Source organism: Opitutus sp. GAS368 (assembly GCF_900104925.1).
Lineage (GTDB): Bacteria > Verrucomicrobiota > Verrucomicrobiia > Opitutales > Opitutaceae > Lacunisphaera.
Window position 1 is genome coordinate 23,073 of record NZ_LT629735.1, and the last position, 24,615, is coordinate 47,687.

At 65.2% G+C, this 24,615-nt stretch carries 26 protein-coding genes and 1 pseudogene; 16 read left to right on the forward strand and 11 right to left on the reverse strand.

The features are described from left to right. Positions 1-197: 197 nt before the first annotated feature. The 3 genes from BLU29_RS00080 (at position 198) to tdh (ending at position 2,583) form a co-directional block, all read left to right on the forward strand. Complete coding sequence (locus BLU29_RS00080) at positions 198-722, forward strand: methylated-DNA--[protein]-cysteine S-methyltransferase (protein WP_157693525.1); 525 nt, start codon at positions 198-200, stop codon at positions 720-722. Between the two features lie 75 nt (positions 723-797). Further along, the gene (locus BLU29_RS00085) at positions 798-1,430 is read left to right on the forward strand and encodes a DNA-3-methyladenine glycosylase (protein WP_091054557.1); all 633 of its coding nucleotides are present in this window, start codon (positions 798-800) and stop codon (positions 1,428-1,430) included. A gap of 112 nt (positions 1,431-1,542) precedes the next feature. Next, entirely contained in the window at positions 1,543-2,583 is a 1,041-nt protein-coding gene (tdh, locus tag BLU29_RS00090) for an L-threonine 3-dehydrogenase (RefSeq protein ID WP_197677741.1), read from the forward strand. Between the two features lie 51 nt (positions 2,584-2,634). On the opposite strand, the gene BLU29_RS00095 is transcribed toward tdh, so the two are convergent. Then, positions 2,635-3,387 (reverse strand): hypothetical protein, encoded by a 753-nt coding sequence (locus BLU29_RS00095; protein ID WP_091054558.1) that lies wholly within the window; start codon positions 3,385-3,387, stop codon positions 2,635-2,637. Continuing rightward, positions 3,384-4,028: a SatD family protein gene (locus tag BLU29_RS00100; RefSeq protein ID WP_091054559.1), complete on the reverse strand. Its 645-nt coding sequence runs from the start codon at positions 4,026-4,028 to the stop codon at positions 3,384-3,386. Before BLU29_RS00100 ends, BLU29_RS00095 begins: the two co-directional genes overlap by 4 nt. Before the next feature lie 139 nt (positions 4,029-4,167). On the opposite strand from BLU29_RS00100, the gene BLU29_RS00105 reads away from it, so the two are divergent. Together BLU29_RS00105 and BLU29_RS00110 are read left to right on the forward strand one after the other, a co-directional pair. Then, on the forward strand, positions 4,168-5,358 hold the full coding sequence (locus tag BLU29_RS00105) for a glycine C-acetyltransferase (protein ID WP_091054560.1): 1,191 nt from the start codon (positions 4,168-4,170) through the stop codon (positions 5,356-5,358). A gap of 71 nt (positions 5,359-5,429) precedes the next feature. Beyond that, positions 5,430-5,846, forward strand: coding sequence for a cytidine deaminase (locus BLU29_RS00110; RefSeq protein WP_091054561.1), 417 nt, complete (start codon positions 5,430-5,432; stop codon positions 5,844-5,846). Between the two features lie 15 nt (positions 5,847-5,861). Here the strand turns inward: BLU29_RS00110 and BLU29_RS00115 are convergent, their stop codons facing one another. The 3 genes and pseudogenes from BLU29_RS00115 to BLU29_RS00125 all read right to left on the reverse strand — a co-directional run. Next, complete coding sequence (locus tag BLU29_RS00115) at positions 5,862-6,689, reverse strand: alpha/beta hydrolase (RefSeq protein ID WP_091054562.1); 828 nt, start codon at positions 6,687-6,689, stop codon at positions 5,862-5,864. Between the two features lie 4 nt (positions 6,690-6,693). Further along, entirely contained in the window at positions 6,694-8,079 is a 1,386-nt protein-coding gene (gene hisS / locus BLU29_RS00120) for a histidine--tRNA ligase (protein ID WP_091054563.1), read from the reverse strand. Between the two features lie 24 nt (positions 8,080-8,103). Beyond that, positions 8,104-8,457 (reverse strand): annotated as a pseudogene (locus tag BLU29_RS00125) (HU family DNA-binding protein); the annotation flags it as partial. Between the two features lie 94 nt (positions 8,458-8,551). Here BLU29_RS00125 and BLU29_RS00130 point away from each other — a divergent pair. Next, positions 8,552-9,247 (forward strand): class I SAM-dependent methyltransferase, encoded by a 696-nt coding sequence (locus tag BLU29_RS00130; protein WP_091054565.1) that lies wholly within the window; start codon positions 8,552-8,554, stop codon positions 9,245-9,247. Positions 9,248-9,327: 80 nt separating this feature from the next. On the opposite strand, the gene erpA is transcribed toward BLU29_RS00130, so the two are convergent. Continuing rightward, entirely contained in the window at positions 9,328-9,645 is a 318-nt protein-coding gene (gene erpA, locus BLU29_RS00135; protein ID WP_091054566.1) for an iron-sulfur cluster insertion protein ErpA, read from the reverse strand. Between the two features lie 133 nt (positions 9,646-9,778). Between erpA and BLU29_RS00140 the strand changes: the two genes are divergently transcribed. Together BLU29_RS00140 and rpoN are read left to right on the forward strand one after the other, a co-directional pair. After that, positions 9,779-10,789, forward strand: coding sequence for a serine/threonine-protein kinase (locus BLU29_RS00140; RefSeq protein WP_231962275.1), 1,011 nt, complete (start codon positions 9,779-9,781; stop codon positions 10,787-10,789). A 12-nt stretch (positions 10,790-10,801) separates the two neighbouring features. After that, positions 10,802-12,259: an RNA polymerase factor sigma-54 gene (gene rpoN / locus BLU29_RS00145; RefSeq protein WP_091054567.1), complete on the forward strand. Its 1,458-nt coding sequence runs from the start codon at positions 10,802-10,804 to the stop codon at positions 12,257-12,259. A gap of 93 nt (positions 12,260-12,352) precedes the next feature. Here the strand turns inward: rpoN and BLU29_RS00150 are convergent, their stop codons facing one another. Continuing rightward, positions 12,353-12,787 (reverse strand): response regulator, encoded by a 435-nt coding sequence (locus BLU29_RS00150; protein ID WP_157693526.1) that lies wholly within the window; start codon positions 12,785-12,787, stop codon positions 12,353-12,355. 117 nt (positions 12,788-12,904) lie between these two features. Between BLU29_RS00150 and BLU29_RS00155 the strand changes: the two genes are divergently transcribed. The 3 genes from BLU29_RS00155 to BLU29_RS00165 all read left to right on the forward strand — a co-directional run bounded on the left by BLU29_RS00155 (position 12,905) and on the right by BLU29_RS00165 (position 15,988). Continuing rightward, entirely contained in the window at positions 12,905-13,930 is a 1,026-nt protein-coding gene (locus BLU29_RS00155; RefSeq protein WP_091054569.1) for an ankyrin repeat domain-containing protein, read from the forward strand. Between the two features lie 84 nt (positions 13,931-14,014). Then, complete coding sequence (gene eno / locus BLU29_RS00160; RefSeq protein WP_091054570.1) at positions 14,015-15,292, forward strand: phosphopyruvate hydratase; 1,278 nt, start codon at positions 14,015-14,017, stop codon at positions 15,290-15,292. A gap of 183 nt (positions 15,293-15,475) precedes the next feature. Then, a complete protein-coding gene (locus BLU29_RS00165) occupies positions 15,476-15,988 on the forward strand; it encodes a hypothetical protein (protein ID WP_157693527.1) in 513 nt (170 codons plus the stop codon). An 83-nt stretch (positions 15,989-16,071) separates the two neighbouring features. On the opposite strand, the gene BLU29_RS00170 is transcribed toward BLU29_RS00165, so the two are convergent. Both BLU29_RS00170 and BLU29_RS00180 read right to left on the reverse strand, forming a co-directional pair. Then, the gene (locus tag BLU29_RS00170) at positions 16,072-17,286 is read right to left on the reverse strand and encodes a class I SAM-dependent rRNA methyltransferase (RefSeq protein ID WP_091054572.1); all 1,215 of its coding nucleotides are present in this window, start codon (positions 17,284-17,286) and stop codon (positions 16,072-16,074) included. Positions 17,287-17,580: 294 nt separating this feature from the next. After that, complete coding sequence (locus BLU29_RS00180) at positions 17,581-17,787, reverse strand: hypothetical protein (protein WP_091054574.1); 207 nt, start codon at positions 17,785-17,787, stop codon at positions 17,581-17,583. 192 nt (positions 17,788-17,979) lie between these two features. Here BLU29_RS00180 and BLU29_RS00185 point away from each other — a divergent pair, with 192 nt between their 5' ends. The 4 genes from BLU29_RS00185 (at position 17,980) to BLU29_RS00200 (ending at position 21,373) form a co-directional block, all read left to right on the forward strand. Continuing rightward, positions 17,980-19,617, forward strand: coding sequence for a peptide chain release factor 3 (locus BLU29_RS00185; protein ID WP_091054575.1), 1,638 nt, complete (start codon positions 17,980-17,982; stop codon positions 19,615-19,617). Between the two features lie 113 nt (positions 19,618-19,730). After that, positions 19,731-20,084 (forward strand): cyclic nucleotide-binding domain-containing protein, encoded by a 354-nt coding sequence (locus BLU29_RS00190; RefSeq protein ID WP_091054576.1) that lies wholly within the window; start codon positions 19,731-19,733, stop codon positions 20,082-20,084. 82 nt (positions 20,085-20,166) lie between these two features. Further along, on the forward strand, positions 20,167-20,949 hold the full coding sequence (locus BLU29_RS00195) for an alpha/beta fold hydrolase (RefSeq protein WP_157693528.1): 783 nt from the start codon (positions 20,167-20,169) through the stop codon (positions 20,947-20,949). 16 nt (positions 20,950-20,965) lie between these two features. Further along, positions 20,966-21,373: a hypothetical protein gene (locus BLU29_RS00200; protein WP_091054578.1), complete on the forward strand. Its 408-nt coding sequence runs from the start codon at positions 20,966-20,968 to the stop codon at positions 21,371-21,373. Between the two features lie 57 nt (positions 21,374-21,430). Here BLU29_RS00200 and BLU29_RS00205 read toward each other — a convergent pair whose 3' ends face one another. Beyond that, the gene (locus BLU29_RS00205; protein ID WP_091054579.1) at positions 21,431-22,264 is read right to left on the reverse strand and encodes a hypothetical protein; all 834 of its coding nucleotides are present in this window, start codon (positions 22,262-22,264) and stop codon (positions 21,431-21,433) included. Between the two features lie 145 nt (positions 22,265-22,409). Between BLU29_RS00205 and BLU29_RS00210 the strand changes: the two genes are divergently transcribed. Beyond that, positions 22,410-23,765, forward strand: coding sequence for an amidohydrolase family protein (locus BLU29_RS00210; RefSeq protein WP_091054580.1), 1,356 nt, complete (start codon positions 22,410-22,412; stop codon positions 23,763-23,765). Positions 23,766-23,882: 117 nt separating this feature from the next. Here BLU29_RS00210 and BLU29_RS00215 read toward each other — a convergent pair whose 3' ends face one another. Further along, the gene (locus BLU29_RS00215; protein ID WP_091054581.1) at positions 23,883-24,599 is read right to left on the reverse strand and encodes a hypothetical protein; all 717 of its coding nucleotides are present in this window, start codon (positions 24,597-24,599) and stop codon (positions 23,883-23,885) included. Between the last annotated feature and the right edge of the window lie 16 nt (positions 24,600-24,615).

The window sequence follows — 24,615 nt, forward strand, 5'->3', positions numbered from 1 at the left end:
TATGTCCTACACACCCCGCCCTGCGGGCACGCCTCTCAAGAGGGGATTCCCATATACATGTCTGGATCCCCTCTTGAGAGGGGTGGCGCGAAGCGACGGGGTGTGTCGCCCGAATATAACGCCCGATTAACGCTCTTGGCCCTCGCCGCCGCAGGTGCCTGCTTGCGGTCATGCTTGCCGCCACCATAGTTCCCGCCATGCCCCACGTCCTCTTCCCCACCCCGTTCGGGACCTGCGGCATCGCTTGGAACGACACCGGGCTGACCGGCTTCCAACTGCCCGAGGAAACCGCGGCGCTCACCGAGCAGCACCTCGCCCGCAAGGCCCGCAGCCAGCCGGCCACGGAGCCGCCGCCCGAGTGGGTGCAAGGCCTCATCGGCCGCGTCCAGCAGCACCTCGAAGGCCAGCTGCAGGATTTCGCCGGCACCGAGCTCGACTGGTCGCGCGTGACGGATTTCCAACAGGCGGTCTATCTGCAGGCGCAGGCGATCAAGCCCGGCTACAAGAAGAGCTATGGCGAGATCGCCAAGCTGATGGCCCTCGGCCACGAGGCGGCGCGCGCCGTCGGCGTCGCCCTCGCGACGAATCCCTGGCCGCTGATCGTGCCCTGCCACCGCGTGGTGTCGGCCGGCGACAAGATGACGGGCTTCTCCGCGCCGGGCGGCGTCCGCACCAAGACCCGCCTGCTCACGCTGGAAGGCGCGGAACTGCTCTCGGAATGATTTACTGTAGGAGGGGCTTTACGCCCCGATGGAACTACGCGTAATTCGGTCGGGGCATAAAGCCCCTCCTACAGGATGAAACCCAAACTCCAATTCGACCCCGTCGCCGCCCTCGCGCACCTCCGGGCCGGCGACACCGAGCTGGCCGCACTGATCGACCGGGTCGGGCCGTTCACGATGGAATTGAACCCGGCCCCCAGCCTCTTTGAGGCGCTGCTGCGCTCGATCGTCTACCAGCAGCTGCACGGCAAGGCTGCGGCTTCGATCCACGGCCGCGTGCTGGCCGAGTTGGCGAAGCACGGCGGCCCGACGCCCGCGGCCCTGACCAAGGCGTCGGACGCCGCGCTGCGCGGCGCCGGGTTGTCCGGCAACAAGCTGCTGGCCGTGCGGGACCTCGCCCGCAAGTGCATCGCGGGCACCGTGCCGTCGCTCAAGGTGGCGGCGAAACTCGGTGACGAGGAGCTGGTGACGCGCCTGACCGAGGTGCGCGGCATCGGGCCGTGGACGGTGCACATGCTGCTGATTTTCCACCTCGGCCGGCCGGACGTGATGCCGACGGGCGATTTCGCCATCCGGCTGGGGTTCAAAAAACTCTATCGCAAGCGCAAGGACCCGACGCCCGAAGCCATCATCAAACACGCGCGGCGCTGGTCGCCCTACCGGTCGGTCGCGAGCTGGTATCTGTGGCGTTCGCTCGACACGGGTTGAGAGCCTCGCGGGCTTCCCGGCCGCACCGGGTCAGGAATAACCTGAAAGGCGTATGCCTTCGGAGTTGTTTCCCAGGGAACCGCGCCTAGGTTGTCGGCCAACCCATTCCCTCATGTCCACCACCATGCGCGCCATCGTGAAGCCCACTGCCGGCCCCGGCCTCATCATGACCCAGGTCCCGGTGCCCCGGCCGGGCGTCAACGATGTGCTCATCAAGATCAAGAAGACCTCCATCTGCGGCACCGACGTGCACATCAACAAGTGGGACTCGTGGGCCCAGCGCGTCATCAAGCCGCCGCTGGTCATCGGCCACGAATATGTCGGCACCGTCGAGGACCTGGGCAACGGTGTCACGGGGTTCACCAAGGGTCAGGTCGTTACCGGCGAGGGGCACATCGTGTGCGGCCACTGCCGCAACTGCCTCGCCGGCCGCCGCCACCTCTGCCCCAACACCGTCGGCGTCGGCGTGAACCGCGACGGCGCGTTCGCCGACTACGTTTCCATACCGGCCAGCAACGTCTGGAAGGTGCCCGCCGGCATGGACCTCGACGTCGTCTCCTGCTTCGACCCGCTCGGCAATGCCGTGCACACCACCCTCTCCTACGACATGGTCGGCGAGGACGTCCTCATCACCGGCGCCGGCCCCATCGGCTGCATGGCCATCGCTGTCGCCAAGCACGCCGGCGCCCGCAAGGTCGTCATCACCGACATCAACGACGGCCGGCTCGAGCTCGCGAAAAAATTCGGGCCGACGCGCACGGTGAACACCGCGAAGGAAAACCTTTCCGATGTCTGGCACAAGGAGCTCGGCATGACCGAGGGCTTCGACGTCGGCCTCGAGATGTCCGGCAGCGCCATCGCCCTGAACCAGATGATCGACAACATGATCATGGGCGGCCGCATCGCGCTGCTCGGCACGCACTCCGCCAAGGCCGAGGTCGACTGGAACAAGATCGTCTTCAAGATGCTTCACCTGAAGGGCATTTACGGCCGCGAGATGTTCGAGACGTGGTATAAAATGACCGCGCTCGTGCAAGGCGGCATGGACATCACGCCCGTCATCACCCACCGGATGCCCGTCGCCAATTTCCAGGAGGGCTTCGACCTCATGGGCGCGGGCAAGTCCGGCAAGATCGTGCTGAACTGGGAGTGAGAGGGGCACTCTGGAAGGCCCAGGTGGACGTGGGTTCTCCACCAAACCGCCTCAGTGCCGCAGCAGCCAGTGCACCAGGCCGCCGGTCGCCAGCGCCAGGCAGGCGGACAGCAGCGTGCCGATCAGCACGTATTCCGCGAACGGCCGGTCGTCGAGCGCCTTGAAGCGCGTGAAGGCCTTCGCCGCCAGGATGAACCCGATGGCGCCGTATTGGGCCTGCAGGACGAAGCTGTAGAGCAGCACGCGCTCGAGGATGCCGATGACCCGGCCCCGGTTGAACTCGCCGATGTCGATCGTGCTGCCGTCCGGACGCGCCGACAGAAAGCGCGGCTTCAGGTCCAGCCAGTCGAAGACCGCCCGGATGACCAGGTTCGCCTCGTTGGCCGAGAGCAACAGGCCGAAAAGCACGAGCTGGAACCGGACACCGCCCAGCACCTGCAGCAATGGGGTGAGCACGGTCCAATGCCCGAGGCGGCCACTCCACTCACCCAGCTCCGGCCGGAAGGCCAGGCCCAGGCGCGGGGAAAAACAAATGCTCCACGCCACCAGCCCGAGCAGGCCCAGCGCCAGCCGGGCAAAGTCCTTGCGCCCGGCCCGGCGCTCCAGCCGGTAGCCCAGGATGTTCAGCGCGACCACCGCGGCCGCCGCCGCCAGCCAGACACCGCCGCAGGGGTAAAGCACCGCCAGCGCGATGAGCTCGATCCCCGCCTTGATGCGCCACACCCGCCCGTCCACCGCGTCATCGCGAAACAGGCTGACGAGCCGGGTGAGAAGCCAGAGGTTGGCGAAGACCAGGAAGTTCATGGGGTCTTGAGTTCGTGATTCAGCAGACGCGTGATTTCTTTGCAGAGTCCCTGCAGTTCGTCGAGCGCGGCCGCATTGATATTTTTGTAGACCGCCACATTGCTGATGCGGAGCTCTTTCTCCAGCGTGCCCACCGATTCCTCCTTGAGCAGGCCCTGCATGATGCGCAGGCGGTTGCGCGTCCACCCATCCATCTTATGGCTCACGAGGTTGAGCAGATGGTTGATGAGTATCCAACGGTCATAGGCCGCATCCTTGGCGGGATCGCCCTGCAGTCGCAGCAGGTAGGAGGTCTTCTTCAACCCGGTGATGGCCTCGCGGGCCCGGTGAAACGCCGGGCCGTCCATGCCGAGCGCCTGCTTCCGGTTGATCTCCGTGCTGATCACGCCCACGCCGACCGCGAAGCGGGCCTGCGCGGGATGGATCTGGCACAAGATGGAGAAAATATCCGCGAACAGCGTGTCGGCCGACTTGTAGACGGCCTGGAATTCGTCGCCGAGCGTGATGGTATAGGGCGAAGCCAGCGCCGGGTTGCGGCTGCTGATTTCCTTCAAGAAAGCCGCCAGCTCCGTCTGGAACTGATCCCGCCGGGGCAGCGCCTTCGAGTCCACGATGTCGCCGATGAGCGCGAGGTATTTCATGAGGCTATGAGTTAACCATTTTGGTTAGATTGTCAATATTCTAACCAATTCGGTTAATTTCATCATAATTAACCGAATCGGTTAACCCGGCCGTGCGGGCCCTTGCCGCGTCCGGTTTTTTCCCAACGCTGGCGGGCAAATGAATTCCGCCTACTCCGACCACCTGACGAAGACTCTCGGCGAAATCGAGGCCGCCGGGCTTTACAAGCGCGAGCGGATCATCACCACACACCAGACGGCCCACATCGCCGTGGCGTCCGGCCAGAAGGTGCTGAACCTGTGTGCCAACAACTACCTCGGCCTGGCCGACAACCCGGAGTTGATCACGGCCGCGCGCGAGTCCCTCGACCGCTGGGGCTACGGCTTGGCCTCGGTGCGCTTCATCTGCGGTACCCAGCAAATCCACAAGGACCTCGAGGCGACCCTCGCCGGGTTCCTCGGCACCGAAGACACCATTCTCTACTCGTCCTGCTTCGACGCCAACGGCGGCCTCTTCGAGACCCTGCTCGGGGCGGAGGATGCTGTCATTTCCGACGAGCTGAACCACGCCTCGATCATCGACGGCGTGCGGCTCTGCAAGGCGCAACGCTACCGCTACAAGAACAACAATCTCGAGGACCTCGAGGCCAAGCTGAAGGAGGCCGACGCCGCCAAGGCCCGCTTCAAGCTCATCGCCACCGACGGCGTGTTCTCGATGGACGGCTTCATCGCCAACCTGAAAGGCATCTGCGACCTGGCCGACAAATACGGCGCGCTGGTGATGGTGGACGACAGCCATTCCGTTGGCTTCATGGGCCGGACCGGTCGCGGCACGCACGAACACTGCGGCGTCATGGGCCGCGTCGACGTCTTCACCGGCACGCTCGGCAAGGCGCTCGGCGGCGCCACCGGCGGCTACACCAGCGGCCGGAAGCAGATCATCGACCTGCTCCGCCAGCGCTCCCGGCCCTACCTTTTCTCCAACACCATCGCCCCGAGCGTCGCCGCCGCGTCCATCAAGTGCCTCGAGATGCTCAGCCGCTCGACCGAATTGCGCGACAAGCTCGAGGCCAACACCAGGTTTTTCCGCGAGGGCCTGACCAAGGCCGGCCTGACGATCCGCCCCGGCACGCACCCGATCGTGCCGGTCATGCTCGGCGACGCCGCGTTGTCGCAGAAGGTCGCCGCCCGCATGCTCGAGAAGGGCGTCTACGTCATCGGCTTCTTCTATCCCGTCGTGCCGCAGGGCATGGCCCGCATCCGCACGCAGGTGTCCGCGGCGCACAGCCGCGAAGACCTGGAATTTGCCATCAAGGCCTTCGCCGAAGTGAAGACAGAGTTTGGCTTGTAGGAGCCTGCTTGCAGGCGATACAAACTCGCGCCGACACACCGCGTCCTGATCGCCTGCAAGCAGGCTCCTACATGAAGAATCCCACCCCCGCCCAACTCAGGCAGCTCAAGGCCGCCGCCAAGACAGCCGCCGGCCGGGCCTACGCCCCCTACTCCAAGTTCACGGTCGGCGCCGCGATCCTGACCTCGACCGACAGGATCTACTCGGGCTGCAATGTCGAGAACGCCTCCTACGGCCTGACCAATTGCGCCGAACGCACCGCCATATTCAACGCCGTGGCCGCCGGGGAAAAGCGGCTGAGACTGAAGTGCGTCGTCGTTTACACCCCGACCGACATACCGACGGCCCCGTGTGGCGCGTGCCGGCAGGTCATCAACGAATTCGGGCCCGACGCCCGCATCCTGTCCGTTTGCCGCGGCAAGGGCCACATCGCCTCCAGCACGCGCGAGCTGCTGCCCGGCGCCTTCGGTCCGGCCGACCTTGCTTGATTCGGCCCCTGCCACCTAAAGCGAGTCCGTGAACTTTCGGAACTCTTCCCAGTAGCGCGGCCCGGTGAAGTCGCCGAGACCGGCGTGGGGCCCTCCCTCGACGAAGAGCTTCTGCTTTCGCGCGGTGATCGTCTCGTAGAGTTTCTCGCCCTGCCAGAACGGCACGGTGTTGTCCGCCGTGCCGTGGATGACAAACACCGGCAACTTGAGTTCGGGCACCTTGGCAAGGTTCACGAACTTGTCGCCCGGAAAGAGGGGAACCCTGGTCATCACCCGGTAGGCGCTGACGAACGCGCCCTGGATGACAAGCCCGGCGGCCGGCTGGTGCCGGGCCAGTTCGATCCCCGGACCGGACCCAAGTGAGTAGCCGAAAATGATGATCCGATCGGCCGGCACGCCCAGGTTCGTGCGCAGATAATCGTAGGCCAGCCGGGCATCGGCATAGAGGTTGGCTTCCGTCGGTGTCCCCTCGCTGCGGCCGTAACCGTGGTAGTCTATGGCGAAGACCGCGTAGCCCGCCACCACAAACTGCGGCAGGTATTCGCCGATGCTGCCCAGTTCCTCGTAGTTGCCGTGCAGGTAGAGCAGCGTGTATTTCGCCTTCGGGTTCGGCCAGTGCCGCGCGGCGATCTTCACGCCGTCCGGCGCCGTCAGCTGGAGGTAGTCCGGCCCCAGTTCGTATTTCACCGGGGGTCGCGGGAAGATCATCGACTGCGCCAGGAAATGCGCCCCGACCGCCAGCAGCCCATAGACCGCCAACAGCAGAAGCCCGATCCGACCCGCAATAGCGATCATCTCCGGCATGGTGGACTGGTCTGGATTCCGCCCGGAATAGTGGGCCATGGTCTCAGTGCCCCGTGAGCAGCTCGCGCACCAGCGCCACCACCCGGCCGCGCGGGATCTCGCGCTCGGCCCGGTCGGCCAGGTCGCGCAGTTTCACGACGCCCTTGGCCAACTCGTCGCCGCCGTAGATGAGCGCGATCTTCGCCCCGGACTCGGAGGCCGCCTTGAACTGCTTCCCGAACGCCAGGTCCTTGAAGGGATACTCGACCCTGAAGCCGGCCGCGCGCAGCGCCTGGATGTCGGCAAAGGCCGCCTTCCGCTCCGCCTCGCCGCCCATGACGACGTAGACTTGGGGCGCAGTCCCGTGGGCCGGGGCCAGCCCGCGCTGCTCGATCAGCAGGCTGGTGGTCACATCGCCGATGGCGAAACCCACCGCCGGCAGATCGGCATAGCCGAGTTTCTTGATGAGATCGTTGTAGCGGCCACCACCGGCCAGCGCGCGCAGGTCGCCCTTCCGGTCAAAAGCTTCGAAGACGAAACCCGTGTAGTAGGCCAGCCCACGAACCACACTGAGATCGACTTGAACAAAATCCTTTAGCCCCATGGCCTCAAGCCTAGCCAGCACCTTCTTCCAATCGAGTAAGCGCATGGCAAGAGGAAGTGCTTTAGCTGTGACGTCCGCCACCTGCGCAGAAAAATCACCAGCCTTGAGTGATTCCTTTACGGTTTCACCGGGTATTGTCTGCGTTATCGTTCGTTCAAGTGCATCAACTGACTTCACCTGAAGAAAAGCTAGTATCTTTTCCTTTTTGTCGGCGGACATAGCACCGTGCGCCTCGGTGTAGACCTTAAAGGCGTCGTCACCAGCCTTCTCGTAGCGGTCGATGGCCGTCAGGACGCTGCGCGCCTGGGCATCGGTGAAGCCCAGCGCCTCCAAATAGAAAAACCACAAGTCGCGATCGCTCAGTCGGACGTAGAAGTCGTCCTTGGTCAGGCCGAAGCCGGCGAGGCACTGGATGAGCAGGGCGATGAGCTCGATCTCGGCCTCCGGGCCGGCTTCGCCAAAGATGTCGGCGTTGAACTGGTGGAAGGCGCGCAACCGGCCCTTCTGGGCACGCTCATAGCGGTAAAACTCGGCGATGCTGAACCATTTGATCGGCCGCTTCAGGGCGCCGGCCTTCTCGCCGACCATCCGGCAGACCGTGGGGGTCATCTCGGGCCGCAAGGATACCTCGCGGTCACCTTTGTCCTTGAAGCTGAACAGCTGTGCCTCGATCTCGTCGCCCGACTTGGTCTTGTAGAGTTCCAGCGGCTCGAGGACCGGGGCGTCGTATTCCTGAAAGCCAAAACTGACCGCCGCCTGCCGCCAGGTGCGGAAGATGTGCTGACGGCGGGAAAAATCCTCCGGATAGAAATCCCGGAAGCCCGGAAGCGACTGGAAGCCGGCCATGCCTCGCTGCGACTAAGCGCGCGCTCAGGCCGAGGCCGGGGGCGGCGGGTTGCTGCGCAGTTTCTCGAGGCTGAGCTGCTTGATCTTCTGCTTGAGAATCTTGCCCGACTTGAACTTCACCACGGCGCGCTCCGGGATCACGACCTCGGTCTCGGGTTTGTTCGGATTGCGGCCCACCCGGGCCTTCCGGACCTGCACCTCGAGGACGCCGAAGTTGCGGAGCTCGACGTTGCGGCCGGCTGCAAGTGCATCCATGACAATATCGAGCGTCATTTGCACCGTGTCTTGAATTTGCTTCTGCGGGAAACCGGTCTTCTCGTAGATTTCGAGCACGATCTCACGTTTGGTCAGGTTGGTCGACATGGCTGGGCGTGGGTTGAAATTTTTGGTGTGCTAAGGCTTACAGCCGCAAATAATTCACTACCCTGTGCTTGCGTCAACCGCAAAGCCGCACAAAGCCTAGGGCTTAACCATGCCCGATCCGAAGGCTGTAAACAGCATGTTTGCCCGTATTGCGGGCCGCTATGACCTCGCCAACCACCTCCTGAGCGGGGGCGTGGACTATTGGTGGCGCCAGCGACTCGTGCGGGCCGTCCACGACACCCGTCCGGGAGCTGTTCTCGACCTGGCCACAGGGAGTGGCGACGTGGCCTTTGCCTTGGCCGACGGACTGCCGGCGGGCACCCGGATCACCGGAATGGACTTCTGTGAACCGATGCTTGAAGAAGCCGTAAAAAAACGCGCCGATAGCCCCCGGTGGACCGCCATTGAGTTTCGGCACGGCGACGGCCTGGCTCTGCCTCTGCCTGACGGGTCGTTTGATGCCGTCACGATTTCCTTCGGGCTGCGCAACATGGCTGACCGCCACCAAGCCTTGGGCGAGATGCGCCGGGTGCTGCGGCCTGGCGGCCGGCTGTTCCTGCTGGAATTCTCCCAACCTTTCTTCTGGTTCCGGCCGTTCTACTACGCCTATCTGAAGTTCGTGCTGCCCGCCGTCGCCGCGGTCGTGACAGGCGATCGCTCGGCCTATGAATATCTCTGTGGTTCGATCGGGCTGTTTCCTGACCGGGCGGGCATCGCCGCGGAGATCCGTCAGGCCGGTTTCAGTTCAGTCGCCGCGACGCCCATGACGTTCGGCATCGTCGCCCTGCACGTCGCGCAAGTTTAGGGTCGCCGCTAGTCGGCGGACCGCTTCGCGAATTGAACACGGCCCGGCGCCAAGCACCGGCCCGGCATTCAAATAGCAATTCAGTTGAACGATTTCCCGCAGCCGCAGGTGCTCTGCGCATTGGGATTCTTGATCTCGAAGCCCTTGCCGTGGAGGCCGTCGTCAAAGTCGATGCTGCAGCCAGTGAGGTAGGCGAGGCTGGTTGGATCCACCAGCACCTGCACGCCTTCGCTCTCGAACACGTTGTCGTCCGCCTTGGGCAGGTCGAAGGACATGCCGTATTCGAAGCCCGAGCAGCCGCCGCTTTCCACGAACACGCGCAGTTGCTTCGCGGCATCGGCCTGCGCCGTGCGCATCGTCTGCACCTGGCGGGCGGCGCGGTTGGAAAGGGTGACCATGGGCGCAACCTAGGCGCGTCACCCCGGCTGTCAACCGGCGCTTCCAACCGGCCGGCGCCAGCCCATAGCAGGAAGTGTGCAATTTAGCGCATGAGTTCTTGCCACACAGGAAACCGGCCGTTTTTGTGAGGCCGTGCCCACGCCCGCCCTCAAGCACATCTTCAACGAACTCCAATACGAGCTGACCAACAAGCTCGCCGAAGGCGGCATGGGCCTGGTCTACGAGGCCGTGCAAAAGGGCACGGGCAACTTCCGCAAGGCCGTCGCCATCAAGCTCATTCGCGAGGAGTATTCCAGCATCCCGGAGTTCCAGAAGAATTTCATCGGCGAGGCCCGGCTGGTGGCTGACCTCATCCACACCAACATCGTCCAGACCTACCACCTCGGCCAGATTGGCGGACAATATTTCATGACGATGGAGTTCGTCCATGGCGTGAACCTGGAACAGTTCATAGACCGCCACATCGAGCTGGGCCGGCAGGTGCCGATCGACATGGCGGTCTTCATCGCCTCCCGCGTCTGCCGCGGACTCAGCTACGCCCACGCCAAGCGCGACACCGAGGGCCGCCTGGTCGGCATCGTCCACCGCGACGTCAACCCGAAGAACGTCATGCTCGCCATCGAGGGCGACGTGAAGCTCACGGACTTCGGCATCGCGAAGGCTCTCGACCTGATGTATAACGAGGAAGGCAAGGTGATCCCGGGCAAGGACGAGTATCTTTCGCCCGAGGGTGCCAGCTACGCCGTCACCGACGGCCGCTCCGACCTCTTCCCGCTCGGCATCGTCCTGACCGAAATCCTGCTGGGCAAAAACATCTTCCGGGGCGCCACCCGCGTGGAGTCGCGCCGCAACATCCTCACGCTGCCCATCCCGGACTTCCACACGCTCCGCGCCGACATCGACCCCAAGCTCGACGCCATCCTCCACCGGGCCTTGGAGCGCGACCGCGACAAGCGCTACCAATCCGCCTTCGAGATGCTCACCGACCTCGAGATGTATCTCTACAGCGACCGTTACGGCCCGACCAACGAGAAGCTGGCCGTCTACCTCGCCGAAGTCTTTCCCCCCGCCAAACCCGGCTCCAACCCCGCCGTCCCGACCTCCGCCCTACCCCGCGTGTCCACGCTCGAAAGCCAGAGGTAACCCCTTGCGCGCATGAGCGGCCCCGGACTCAACCAGAGCTTCCACCAGAGGCAGACGCAGCAGCTTGTGCTGGCGCCACAGATGCGCCAGTCGCTGAAGATCCTGCAGGTCGCGGCGCTCGACCTGCGCGCCACCGTCCAGGAGGAGCTGCAGTCCAACCCGACCCTCGAGGAGCTGCCGATGGACGATGTCAGCCTCGAGAAGGAGGCGGGCAACGGGGACGACAACGCGACGCCCGCCGACGATCCCCGCGAGGAGATGGATTTTTCCAAGGATTTCCAGGTGCTCGAGAAAATCGGGCAGGATTGGAAGGACCACCTTTCCGACGCCGGCGGGGTGCGCCAGACCTCGAGCGAGGAGGACGAGCGCCGCCAGCACTTCTTCGACTCGCTGACCACCGAGACCTCGCTGCAGGAGCACCTCATGGGCCAGGCCGAGCAGTCCGACTCCCCGCCCCCGGTGCTCACGGCCCTGCGCTTCCTCGTCGGCAGCCTCGATGACCGCGGCTACCTCACCTCGACGCTCTCCGACCTCGCCCTGCTGGCCAACCTGCCGCTGTCGACGATGCAGGAGGCCGCCAAGCTGCTGAAGACCTTCGAACCGGCCGGCATCGGCGCCGAAAGCCTCGCCGACTGCCTGCTCATCCAGCTCGCCCAGAAGGGCCGCGAGAAATCCGTGGCGGCCCGCATCATCCGCGACCACTTCGACCTGCTGGTCCGCCGCCGCATCCCCGACCTGGCCCGCAAGACCGGCCTCGCCCCCGAGGTCATCCAGGAGGCCATCGAGGAGATCGGCACCCTTGACCCCGCGCCCGGCCGGCGCTTCGCCGACGATGCCAACCGTGTGGTCGTGCCCGATGTCACCGTCGAGAAGGATGGCGAGGAGTGGAAGATAATCCTCAACCAGGACTACATCCCGCGCCTGCGGCTGAGCAACACCTACAAGGAGCTCATCGCGAAGGGCAAGCTGAGCAAACAGGAGGGCGACTATCTCCGCGAAAAGCTGCGCTCGGGCAAGTTCATCATCAATGCCATCGAGCAGCGCCAGCGCACGATCGAGCGCATCACCCGCGAGATCATCAAGCACCAGGGCGAGTTCTTCGCGGAGGGCGTCGCGAAGCTGAAGCCGCTCACGATGACGCAGATTGCGGACATCATCGGCGTGCACGAGACGACCGTCAGCCGCGCGCTGGCCAACAAATACATCAAGACCCCGCACGGCGTCTTCGAGATGAAGTTCTTCTTCACCTCGGGCTACCAGTCGGACGCCGGCGAGGCGGTCGCCAACACCAGCGTGAAGGAGATGATCGCCGACATCATCGCCAGCGAGGACCCGGGCAAGCCCCTCAGCGACCAGGAAATCGTCGGCCTGTTGGAAGCCAAGGGCCTGAAGATCGCCCGCCGGACCGTTGCGAAATACCGCGAGGAACTCGGCCTGCTGCCGAGCAACCTGCGCCGGCGGTATGATTGATCGCGTTGTTTTCTTTGTAGGGCCGGTGCTTGTCGCCGGGCCGCGAAGAACGCCCGGCGTGGTCCACCGGCAAGCGGCGACCCTACATTTGCCTCACGCCGAGCGGCTCGCGGCCGTCTGGTCGTGGAGCTTGGCCGCTTCCAGCACCGTCTTGACCAGCTCCGGCAGCGACACGGGTTTGAGCAGATAGCGGTAAAGCGCGGCCTCGTTCACGCTGCGCAGCAGCATCTCGGGCTTCATGTAGCCCGTGACGAGCACGCGCTGCATTTCGGGATATTCTTCCCGGGCGTCGACGAGAAAGCTCAGGCCGTTGCCGCCCGGCATCAGGTGGTCGCACACGACAACCTTGAAGGCCTTCTTGTGGAGGATGTATCCGGCCTCCCGGGTGCTGGTGGCCAGCACGCACTCGAAATGGGGGGAAAGCGCCTCGGCGAACAACTCGATCAGCGGCTTTTCATCATCGATCAGCAGCACTGCGCCCAGCTTGGGCTTGGTGATGGCCGGTTCGGTGGTTGGGGCGGTCGACACGCCCAAAACAGTGCTTCACTGCCCACTCTTGGCAAACCCAAATCGCCGGTTGCTTGCCGGTGACCGGTTTTGGTTTGCGTGCCCCCGCAGTGGCGTATTTTTTTGGCAGGCACTGGCATGGACAACCCCGATTTGCACGCCGCCGCCCGCGCCGGCTCCCTCTCCGCGTCACCTGCCGCCCTTACGGCGGAGGCCCTGGCCAAGGGCAATGCCTCGGGCAACACCCCCTTGCACATCGCCGCGAAATACGGCCATCTCGACCAGGTCCCGGCCACCTTTCTCACCGGTGAGAACCTCCTGCGCAAGAACGACGCCGGCTACACCCCGCTCCACCTCGCCGCCCGGCACGGGCACCTCCGGCAGGTCCCGGCCGCCCTGCTCACCCGCGAACACCTGCTCATCCGCTCCAATAGCGGCTACACTCCGCTCCACCAGGCCGCCGCCGGCGCCTCGCTCGACCAGTTGCCGGCCGGCCTGCTCACCACCGACCTGGTGCTGACCAAGACCGACACGGGCAACACGCTGTTGCACGAGGCCGCCGAGCACGGCACGCTCGACCGCTTCCCCGCCACTTTCCTCACCGCCGCCACGCTCACCACGGCCAACATCAGCGGCGAGACCGTGCTGCATGTCGCCGTCTTCAACGGCCACCTCGACCAGGTCCCGCGCGCCCTGCTCACGGCGGAGAACATGCTGACCAAGACCTCGAACCACGACACCTGCCTGCACGCCGCCGCCATCTCCGGCCATCTCGACCAGATTCCCGCCGAGATCCTCACCCACGACAATCTCGTGCTGCCCAGCAAGTCGGGCCACACGCCGATCCACGCGGCCGCCGAGTCCGGTTACATCCACCAGATCCCGCGCGAACACCTGACCGTCGACCTGCTCATCAGCCGCAACGACTTTGGCGACACGCCGCTGCACGCCGCCGCCGTCGAGGGCCACCTCAAGGAGATCCCGCGCGAGTTCCTGAACCGCGCGACGCTGCTCATCCGCAATTACAATGGCGGCACGCCCATCGGCGCCGCCATCCGCTACGGCCACGCCGACCAGCTGCCGGCGGAGTTCATCCCCAAGCCGCCGAGCGCCTTCCAGAAATTCCTCTACCAGCTCGGCGTCTCCCGCCCGCCTTTCGGCTAGACCACGCCGGGCGGTTGTGACACAGCCCCGGGTTGTCACCGGCACGAAACGTGCCTCTGCTGTCCATTCCCTCCCCTTAACCGCATGAACACCACCATCACCGCCATCACCGCGCGCGAGATCATCGACTCCCGCGGCAATCCCACCGTCGAGGTCGACGTCAAGCTCGCCAGCGGCGCCTTCGGCCGCGCCGCCGTGCCCTCGGGCGCCTCCACCGGCGAGCACGAGGCCATCGAGCTTCGCGACGGCGACAAGGCCCGCTACGGCGGCAAGGGCACCCTCAAGGCCGTCGCCAACGTAAAGGGCAAGATCGCCCCCGCGCTGCTCGGCTTCGACGCCTTCGACCAGCTCGGCGTTGACCGCGCCATGCTCAAGCTCGATGGCACGCCCACCAAGTCAAAGCTCGGCGCCAACGCCATCCTCGGCGTCTCCCTCGCCACCGCCAAGGCCGCCGCCGCCGCGTCCGGCGTCCCGCTCTACAAATACCTCGGCGGCCCGAACGCCAAGGTCCTGCCCGTGCCGCTCATGAACATCATGAACGGCGGCGCGCACTCCGACGCCCCGATCGACTTCCAGGAATTCATGATCGTGCCGAGGAACTTCGACACCTTCGCCGAGGCCCTCCGCGCCGGCGCCGAGGTCTTCCACTCGCTCAAGAAGGTCCTCAAGTCGAAGGGCCTCCAGACCGCCGTCGGTGACGAGGGCGGCTTCGCGCCGAACCTCGCCTCCACCACCGATGCGCTCGACGCCATCGCCGAGGCCGTGAAGGGCGCCGGCTACAAGCTCGGCAAGGACATCTTCCTCGCCCTCGACGTCGCCTCCTCCGAGTTCTACGTCAAGGAGTCCAAGACCTACGTCTTCAAGAAGTCCGACGGCCGTTCCTTCACCGGCGACCAGTTCGTCTCCTACTACAAGGATCTCGTCGCCAAATACCCGATCGTCTCGATTGAGGACGGCTGCGCCGAGAATGACTGGACCACCTGGAAGAAGCTCACCGACGCCATCGGCTCCAAGGTGCAGCTCGTGGGTGACGACCTCTTCGTCACCAACGTCGCGTTCCTCCAGAAGGGCATCGATACCGGCACGGCCAACTCGATTCTCGTCAAGGTCAACCAGATCGGCTCGCTCACCGAGACGCTCGACGCCATCGAGCTCGCGCAGAAAAACAAATACACGACCATCATCTCGCACCGCTCGGGCGAAACCGAGGATGTGACCATCGCCGACATCGCCGTCGCCACCAACGCGGGCCAGATCAAGACCGGCTCCGCGTCCCGCACCGACCGCGTCGCGAAATACAACCAGCTCCTCCGGATCGAGGAGGAACTGGGGGCCAGCGCCATCTATGGCGGCCGAATCTAAGGCTTGCCGCGGGCACGCGGCCTGCTATCGACTCCAGCCTACGAAGCCGACCTAACACCAAGCTTCGCCAACACACACCGGGAAAGGCCGGGCCGCAAGGTCCGGCCTTTTCTATTGGCGAAACCTCCGCCCGCGGCAAATGTCTGCACTGGTCCGACCTTCCACCCAAACCCAGCTCCCCCCGTGAACCACCTCCTTCTTCCCCGCCGCTTGCTTGTTCTTTTCGCCGTTAGCGCGGCCCTGCTGCTCCGCGCCGCCGAGCCGGCCAAACCCGTCGATCAGCCCAAACCGGCCGAACCGGCGAAGGCGGATCCGGCTCTCACTCCCGCGGACCAGGAGGTGCTCAAGCTGCCCAAGGTCGAGGTGACTTCCGCCCGCATCAAGGCCATCGACGCCGAGCTGAAGAAAATCGACAAGCAGATCGCCCGGGAGAAAAAGAACATCAAGGGGACCGACTTGGACAAATCGCTCAACAGCGACAAGCTCGCCAAGTCCGCCGCGATCTTCGGGGGCAACTCCGCCTCGCACATGGAGGCCGTGGCCGCCACCCGCGTCGCCCTGCTCGAGAACGAGCGCGAAATGCTCGAGCGACTCAAGTTTCCCCGGACCGAGGAAGACAAGGCCCTGATCGAAAAGGAACTGGAGAACATCCGGAAGACCCGCCGCGAGCTCGACGACGCCGCCAAGCAGCGGTGAGGCGATTCTCCTGCCTTTGGGAGGGCCCGCGTCCCTGCGGGCCGCGACTGGGTTGAACGGTCCGCAGGGACGCGGACCCTCCACTACTCCACCCGCAGGATATACCCGCGGAGGTATTCGCTCTCGGGCATCGTCACCAGCACCGGATGGTCCGCCGGTTGGTGGCAGAATTCCAACACGTGCACGCGCCGCTTCGCATCGGCCGCGGCCTCGGCGAGGATCTCGCGCAGCTGGGCGTCCTGCATGTGGTGCGAACAGGTGTAAGTCGCCAGCACCCCGCCGGACATGAGGGACTTCATCGCCCGGAGGTTGAGCTCCTTGTAGCCGCGCAGGGCGCCTTCCAGCGCCGACTTCGATTTCGCGAACGGCGGCGGGTCGAGAATGATCAGGTCCCATGCCGGCGCGGCGTCGCGCTGCGCCGTGAACCAGTCGAAGACATTCGCCCCGGTGAACTCCGCCTTCAGACCGTTGCGGTCGGCGTTTTTCTTGGCCTGCCCGACGGCGTCGAAGGCGCTGTCGAGCCCGAGCACGCTCGCCGCCCCGGCCTTGGCGCAGTGCAGCGCAAACGAGCCCTGGTTGCAAAACGCATCGAGCACGCGCTTGCCCGCGGCGTATTTCGCCACCACCGCATGCTGGAGGCGTTGATCGAGATAAAATCCCGTCTTCTGCCCGCCCTGCAGGTCGAGCCAGTAGTCGAGGCCGTCGATCTTCACCCAGCGCGGAGCCCACGCCGCGCCGGAACGCGTGTGCACCTCGCTGGGCAGGCCCTCGAGTTTCCGGATGTTGGCATCGTTGCGGAAAATGATCTCCTTGGCGCCGGTCAGCTCGGCCAGCAGGTCGCCGAGAGCCGCCGCGCGCTTCTCCATCGCCAGCGTCTGGATCTGCACCACCAGTGTGTCGCCGAACTGGTCCGCCACCACGCCGGGCAGGTCGTCGGACTCGGACCAGACGAGGCGCTGGAAAGGTAGGGCGCGGACCCCGCTCCGCGCCACATCCCCGGCGGGCAAGGGACTGCCCGCCTCACCCTCGGCGCGCCGGTCAATTGCCTTCGTCAGCGCCGCGCGCAGATAGGCGGCATCGAGCGTCACCCGGTCCCGGCTCAGCCGTCGCCAGACGATCTGCGACTTGCTGTTGTAGATGCCCGTGCCAAGGAAGCGCCCGGTGCGATCGCGACATTCCACCACTTCGCCGTCGTGTTCGGCCGGCAGCAGGGCCTCGCATTCGTTGGCGAACACCCAGGGGTGGCCGCCGAGCACGCGGGAAGTGGCGTTGGGCTTGAGCTTGAGGCTGGCGGACATGCCCGGACTCTCCGGGGGTTTGCCGGAGCTTAGAAGCTCAAAATGATGCCGGCGCCGCCGCGGCGCCCATTCTCAGCCCGTGCGTTCCCACTCGCCCTCGGCCGGATCGCCATAAACCAAGGTTTGCGGCGCCAACTCCGCCTCCAACGCAAAACGATTGGCCCGCTCCGCCCTTTGCCGTGCCGCCCCGACCCTGACCGCCAGGACCAAAAGACTGGCGGCGTGTATCAGGCATCCGACCAAGGCCAAGAAAGTCCAAGCATTCATTGTGCGGAAGTGCGTGTGTCCTTCGGTTCAGGCCGCCAGTTGCGGGTCATCCGGTTTCCGTCGCCCTGAGGCCTGGCGTCGATCCGTGAAGGCATCGTAGTAAGACGGCTGGTTCGGGCGGCTCGTCCGGCGCTCTACGTGCGCCTTGTCTGCGGCGGACTGATAGCGGTCCAAAAGCGCCAGCATGCCAAGCGCGAGCGCGGAGAAAAGGATGACGATGGCGGCGAGAAGCATGGGAGATGGTTGGGTTGTAGGCTCAATCTACATGAAAATGCCTGATTGGCCTATCCGGCTCCGGCCGTAACCTGACCTACGGGAACCCCGTAGTGTAAAAACACCCTCTGGTCGGCCCGATTGGGGACCGCGGCGCCCGATCTTCAGAAAAGGCTTTCCCTCCGGGCCTTTGCGGCTTTGCGTGACCCCTTCATGTCCACGCCTGCCCAGGAAATCGCCCGCCGCCGCACCTTTGCGATCATTTCGCACCCAGATGCGGGCAAGACGACCCTGACCGAGAAGTTCCTGCTCTACGGCAACGCCATCCACCTCGCCGGCGCCGTCAAGGACCGCAAGAACCAGCGGGCCACCGCGTCTGACTGGATGGAGCTGGAGAAGCAGCGCGGAATTTCCATCTCCTCCACCGTCCTCCAGTTCGACTACGCCGGCTGCGCCGTGAACCTCCTCGACACCCCGGGCCACAAGGACTTCTCCGAGGACACCTATCGCGTGCTTACCGCGGTCGACGCCGCCTTGATGGTCATCGACGCCGCCAAGGGCGTCGAGACGCAGACGCGCAAACTCTTCGAAGTCTGCCGTCGCCGCGGCGTGCCCATCTTCACGTTCATGAACAAGTGCGACCGGCCCACGCGCAGCCCGATCGACCTGCTCGACGAACTCGAGAACGTCCTCGGCCTGCAGTCGTCGCCCGTCATCTGGCCGCTCGGCAACGGCCCGACCTTCAAGGGGGTCTTCGACCGCCGCTCCAAGGAGGTCCACCTTTTCGAGCGCGTCCCGGGTGGCAAGTTCCAGGCGCCGGTCAACGTCACCTCGCTCGATGACGACGCCGTCCGCAGCAAGCTCGACGACTACACCTTGGAGCAGGTGAAGGACCAGCTCGCGATGCTCGACGGCGCGGGCCATCCGTTCGACCTCAAGGCCGTGCAGGCCGGCCAGCAGACCCCCGTCTACTTCGGCTCCGCCGTGAACAATTTCGGCATCCAGCTCCTGCTTGACGGCTTCCTGAAGGACTCCGTGCCGCCCGCGCCACGCAAATCGGTCAGCATCACCGTGCCGGGATTCCCCCAGCCGACCACCGCCCGCGAGGTGCCGGTCGACGACCCGAAGTTCTCCGGCTTCATCTTCAAGATCCAGGCCAACATGGACGCGAAGCACCGCGACCGCATCGCCTTCTGCCGCATTTGCTCCGGCAAATTCGACCGCGACATGGTCGTCACTCACCAGCGGACTGGCAAGTCCGTCCGCCTCTCCTCCTCGCACAAGCTCTTCGGCCGCGAACGCGAGACGGTGGACGAGGCCTGGCCGGGCGACGTCATCGGCCTCGTCGGCCACAGCGAGTTCGGCATCGGCGACACGCTCACGCAGGACCGCAGCATCTGCTACGATGAGATCCCGCGCTTCCCGTCCGAGGTCTTCTCCTACATCGCCAACCCGAACACCGGCGACTCGAAGAAATACCGCGCCGGCCTCGAGCAGCTCCTGCAGGAGGGCGTCGTCCAGTCCTTCACCGCCAAGAGCGCCCCATCCGGCGCCACGCTGCTCGCCGCGGTCGGCCCGTTGCAGTTCGAGGTCGTGCAGTGGCGCCTCCAGAGCGAATACGGCGCCGAGTCCCGCCTCACGCCCGCGCCGTGGACGATGCTCCGCTGGGTCGAACCGCACCCGTTGCTCAAGGATCCGACCCGCCTCATCATCGCCACCGGCGTCAGCTTCGGCGCCGACAAGTTCGAGAATCCCGTTGTTCTTTTCCCCAACGAGTGGACCATGCGCTACTTTCAGGAGAAGAACCCCGAGCTGAAGCTCCACGCCCTGCCGCTGGAACAGACGAAATAACGGAGCCGACCGGCCTGCACCGGTGAGGCCGCTACCGTGACCCAAATGTAACATCCGGTGTCGGGGTCGCCATTGCCCTGCCGGCGATAGCCGGCATCGTTCGCGATCGACCCATGAAAATCAAGCTGTTCAACACCGATACCGAGTTTGTCAGTTATTCCGCCGGCCAGACGGTGTTTCGGGAGGGTGACGGCGGCGAGCTGATGTTCGCCGTCATCGAAGGCGCCGTGGAGATCCACATCAAGGGGAAGCTGGTGGAGACCATCGAGGCCGGCGGCGTTTTCGGCGAGATGGCGCTGATCGAATCGCGTCCGCGCATCGCCACCGCCCTGGTGAAGACGGACGCGAAGCTCGTGCCCGTCGACCGCAAGCGTTTCGAGTTTCTGGTGCAGCAGAGCCCGTTCTTTGCCCTGCAGCTGATGACGATCATGGCCGCGCGGTTGCGGCGGATGGACGAGAAGCTCTAGACCGGCCACAAGGAGGCGCATGTCCGCGTTAGGCCACGCCACGCAGGTTGACCGGAGGAGTAATGTGCGCCAAAATACCCGCATGAGACTCCGCCTGCTCGCCCTGCTCGGATTTGCCTGCTTTGCCTTCCTGCCGGCGGCGGAGCCTGCGCCGGCGGCCAATGTTGCCCCGGCCATCAAGCAGCCCGTCTTGGTGGCCGTCCATGGCGCCTGGGCCGGCGGCTGGCACTTCAAGAAAATCGCGCCGCTCCTCGAGGCGAAGGGCTGGAAGGTTTACCGGCCGTCCTTGAGCGGCCTGGGCGAGCACTTCAACACCGCCCGCACCGACATCGGTCTCGCCACGCACATCGACGACATCGTGAACCTGATCCTCTTCGAGGATTTGCACGACGTCATCCTCCTCGGCCACAGCTACGGCGGCATGGTCATCACGGGCGTCGCCGACCGCATCCCGGAGCGCATCGGCCGGCTCGTCTACCTCGATGCCTGCCTGCCGGTGGATGGCGAAAGTCTCCTCACCCTCCATAAACCGGGCGCGACGTTCGATCTGGATAAGATGACCAGGGACGGCTTCGTCATTCCCGACTGGGTCAAGCCCGGCAAACCCTTTCCCATCGACGTGCCCCATCCGCGCAAGACCTTCACCGATCCGATCGCGCTCAAGAATCAGGCCGCGGCGGCGAAAATCCCGGCGACCTACATCCTCACCGTCGATAAGGGCAAGCAGCCCGAGGAGGATGACTTCTATGCCGCTTCCGAGCGCGCCAGGGCCCGCGGCTGGCCGGTGATCATCATGGAAGCCGACCATAACCCGCAATGGCATCAGCCCGAGGCGCTGGCCAATCTGCTGCTGGACCTCCACTGAGCCGGCCCCCCGCCCGATGCGCCCGCAGTTCGACCACTCCCTCGGCCGGGCCAAGCCCGTGCATCGCCACCAATGGCTCTGGGAACCGCTGGAGATGGAACCGGGGTTTCTCCTGCGCTCGATGTTTGGCGCCAAGGCGGTCTATCTCGGAGGCAGGCTGATGTTCTGTTTCTGCGCTGGCGACGAACCCTGGCGCGGGATGCTGGTGAGCACCGACCGGGCGCGCCATGCCGCGCTGCAGGCGGAATTCCCCGAGCTCCGGCCCCATTCGATTTTGCCCAAGTGGCTTTACCTGCCGGAAACGTCCGAGCACTTCGAACGCACGGCCACCCGCCTCGTCACGCTGGCCCGCCGCCGCGACCCGCGGATCGGCATCATCCCCCCGCCCAAAAAAGGCCGCGTCATCGGCAAGCGCGCCAAATGAAATAATGACCGGCCGGGGTGTCCCGTTTGGTAGTTACGCGCCGGACGGGGCACGCTGCTAGTGGTCATTTACCGTGGTCGGGCGTCGGTCATCGCGGTTTTGCGACGAAGACTCGGAACGCGCCGGCGGATCGGAGCGCACCGGCGCCGGCGGCGTGTAAGCGGGTCGCGGCGCAGTGGAGCCGCCACCCGGGGAGGCCGGACGGTCTCGTCCCCCATCGCGCGAACCGCCGCCATCGCGTTTGCGGCCGCCATCATCGGGGTGGTTGCGCGCCCCGTTTCGCGGGTTGGGATTGTCCGGGTGATCACGGTCGCGCCACCGCGGCTGATCGGGATCCGGCCGTTTGTTGTCCCAGCGGGTGGGCACGGTGCGCGGGTGGTCGGGCTTGTCCCCGGGGCGATCGTCGGGCTTGTGATCGCGGCGCGGCGCGGGCCGGGTGTAATAGCCGTAGTTGTAGTCAAAGGGGTCGTAGTAGCCATAACGCGCCAAGCCGTCGTAGCCGGCGTTGTAGCCGTAGTAATCGTAGGGGTCGTAGTCATCCGGGCCCGGGTAGGCCGCGAGGATCGTGTAGGTGCGCGTCGGAAGGCTGCCGATCCGCACGATCGCCCACTGTTCTTCGTCGCCGGGGTTTTCCCCGGGGAAGCTGATCTTGACGTAATACCGCCGGTTGCTGGTGAGCCCTTGCTCATGCAGATAGTTGGCCACCGCTTCGCGCAATTCGCCGAGCTGTGCCGGCGTCAGTTCCTTCTGCGTGGAGCTCTCGACCACCGTGAACTCCGCCACGGGCCGGGCCCGCGTGACGCGGGCGGATCGCGGGGTGGCGCAACCGGAGAAAAACAGGACCGTGCCGAGCACCGCCGCAACCGGGGCAAAACGTGCGAGGTTTTTCATGGGGTGAGATCCAAGGCAAGGGTGGGTTGACCTGCTGCGGGAAGCTACCCTGCCTGGCACCGTCTCACAAGTGTCATTTGGCCCGCGCCCGGCGTCCCGTGACTTTTGCTTTGTCTGCCGGGCGACTCTACCCAAAGTGTCCCCCATGCGTCTCCTCCTCCCGTCATTCTTCCTGGCCGTGGGTCTTGCCACCGCCCTGTCCGCGGCCCCGCAGTCCGGCGCCGTCGAAACCAAGGTCCTGCCGCTCCTCGTCGTGAAGGCCGCGCACCTCGTCGACCCCGCCACCGGCCGGGTTCTCGCCAATCAGGCCGTCGTCATCGAGGGCGACCGCGTCAAGGCGGTCGTCGCGGTGGCCGATCTCGCGAAGATAATCCCCGCCGGCACCAGCGCCCGCGTCATCGACCTCGGCGGCGCCACCATCCTGCCCGGCCTGATCGACTGCCACACCCACGTCACCAGCCAGCCGGAGAATTTCTACGAGGACATCTTCCGCAAGAGCCCGATCGACGAGGCGGTCACCGCCCACATCTACGCGCGGCGCACCCTCGAGGCCGGCTTCACCACCATCCGCAACGTCGGTGCGGGCAACTACATCGACTTCGCGCTGCGCAACGCCATCAACGCCGGCAAGATCCCCGGCCCGCGCATGCTGGCCAGCGGCCCGGCGCTCAGCGCCACCGGCGGCCACGGCGACCTCAACGGCATGTCCCCCTACGTCCATTTCCAAGGCGACATCGACGGCGTGGCCGACGGGGTCGACGCCATCCGCAAGAAGGTCCGCGAGAACATCAAGTATGGCGCCGATCTGATCAAGATCCTCGCCACCGCCGGCGTGCTCTCCGAGGAGGAGTCGGTCGGCGCGCCGCAATATTCCCTTGAGGAGATGAAGGCCGCGGTCGACGAGGCCGCGATGTGGGGCCGCAAGGTCGCCGCCCACGCCCACGGCACACTGGGCATCAAGATGGCGATCCGCGCCGGCGTCGCCTCCATCGAGCACGCCAGCTTCATCGACGACGAGGGCATCGCCCTCGCCAAGGAACACGGCACCTACCTTGTGCCCGACATCTACAACGACGACTATATCCTGGCCGAATACGGCCGCCTCGGCTACCCGGACAGGATCCTCGCCAAGGAGCGCCTCGTCGGCCGCACCCAGCGCGAGAACTTCACGAAGGCCGTGAAGGCCGGCTGCAAGATCGCCTACGGCACCGACGCGGGCGTCTATCCGCACGGCTGGAACGGCAAGCAGTTCTTCCACATGGTCAAGTGGGGCATGACCCCGATGCAGGCGATCCAGTCCGCCACCGTGAATGCGGCGGACCTGCTCGGCTGGCAAAACAAGGTCGGCCAGCTGGCGCCCGGGTTCTACGCCGATCTCATCGCCGTGTCAGGCGACCCGCTCGCCGATGTCACCGTGCTCGAGCAGGTCGGGTTTGTCATGAAGGGCGGTCAGATCGTGAAGAACAACCTGACCGGCGAACCAGCCGACCGGATGGAGTAAGGGTTCTGAATGTAGGGTCGCCGCTCGCCGGCGGACCGTTTTTCCCGGGCGGGATCATCGATCGCGCCTTTTTCTTTGGAGGGGCCGCGGCGCGCAGGGACGTGCGCCCTCCACCAGTCAGTGCTCCAGCACGATCAGCAGCGCCCCGAGCAAGGTGAAGAGCGCGCCAAGCAGTCCGGCCTCGTAGCGCTCGAAATTTTTCACCTCGAACTTCTCCAGCCCGACCAAGGTCAGCCAGGTGAAGAGCATCATGCCGCCGAGCGTCGCCGTGGCGAGGATCAGGCTGAGCACCACGAAACCGCGCCAGCCGAACTGCACGCCGGACAAATAGACCGGCAGGAAGCCCTCGCAGGGTGACAGCGTCAGCATCACGAACAGCCCGCTGATGGCGGTCCAGTCGCCCGTCTTGGTCTCGACCAGCCGGCTGTCCTTCAATTCCTCGTCCCAATGGCTGCGCTCGTGTTCGTGGCCGCACTGCTCGCTCGGGTGGTGGTGGGCCCCGAGGACGTGGTGGTGCACCACCCCGCCGCGCCACTGCCGCCAGAAATAATACAGGCCGATCGCCAGCAGGATGCCGCCCGCGATCCACGGGAACAGCCGCCCGAGCTTCTCGTCGAGCTGGAAACCGAACCACGCAATGGCCAGCCCGAGCAGGGTCGTCAGGGCCACGTGTCCCAGTCCGGCCAGCGCCGCTACGGCGAGGGTCTTCGTCCGGCTCCAGCCCCGCGCCCGTGAAACCAGCACGAACGGCAGCCAGTGCGTCGGGATCGCCGCATGGAAGAACGCCACGGTGAAACCGGTGGCGGCGATGGTGGTGAGCACGGCGGAATTCATGTTTGGTGGTGGAGCG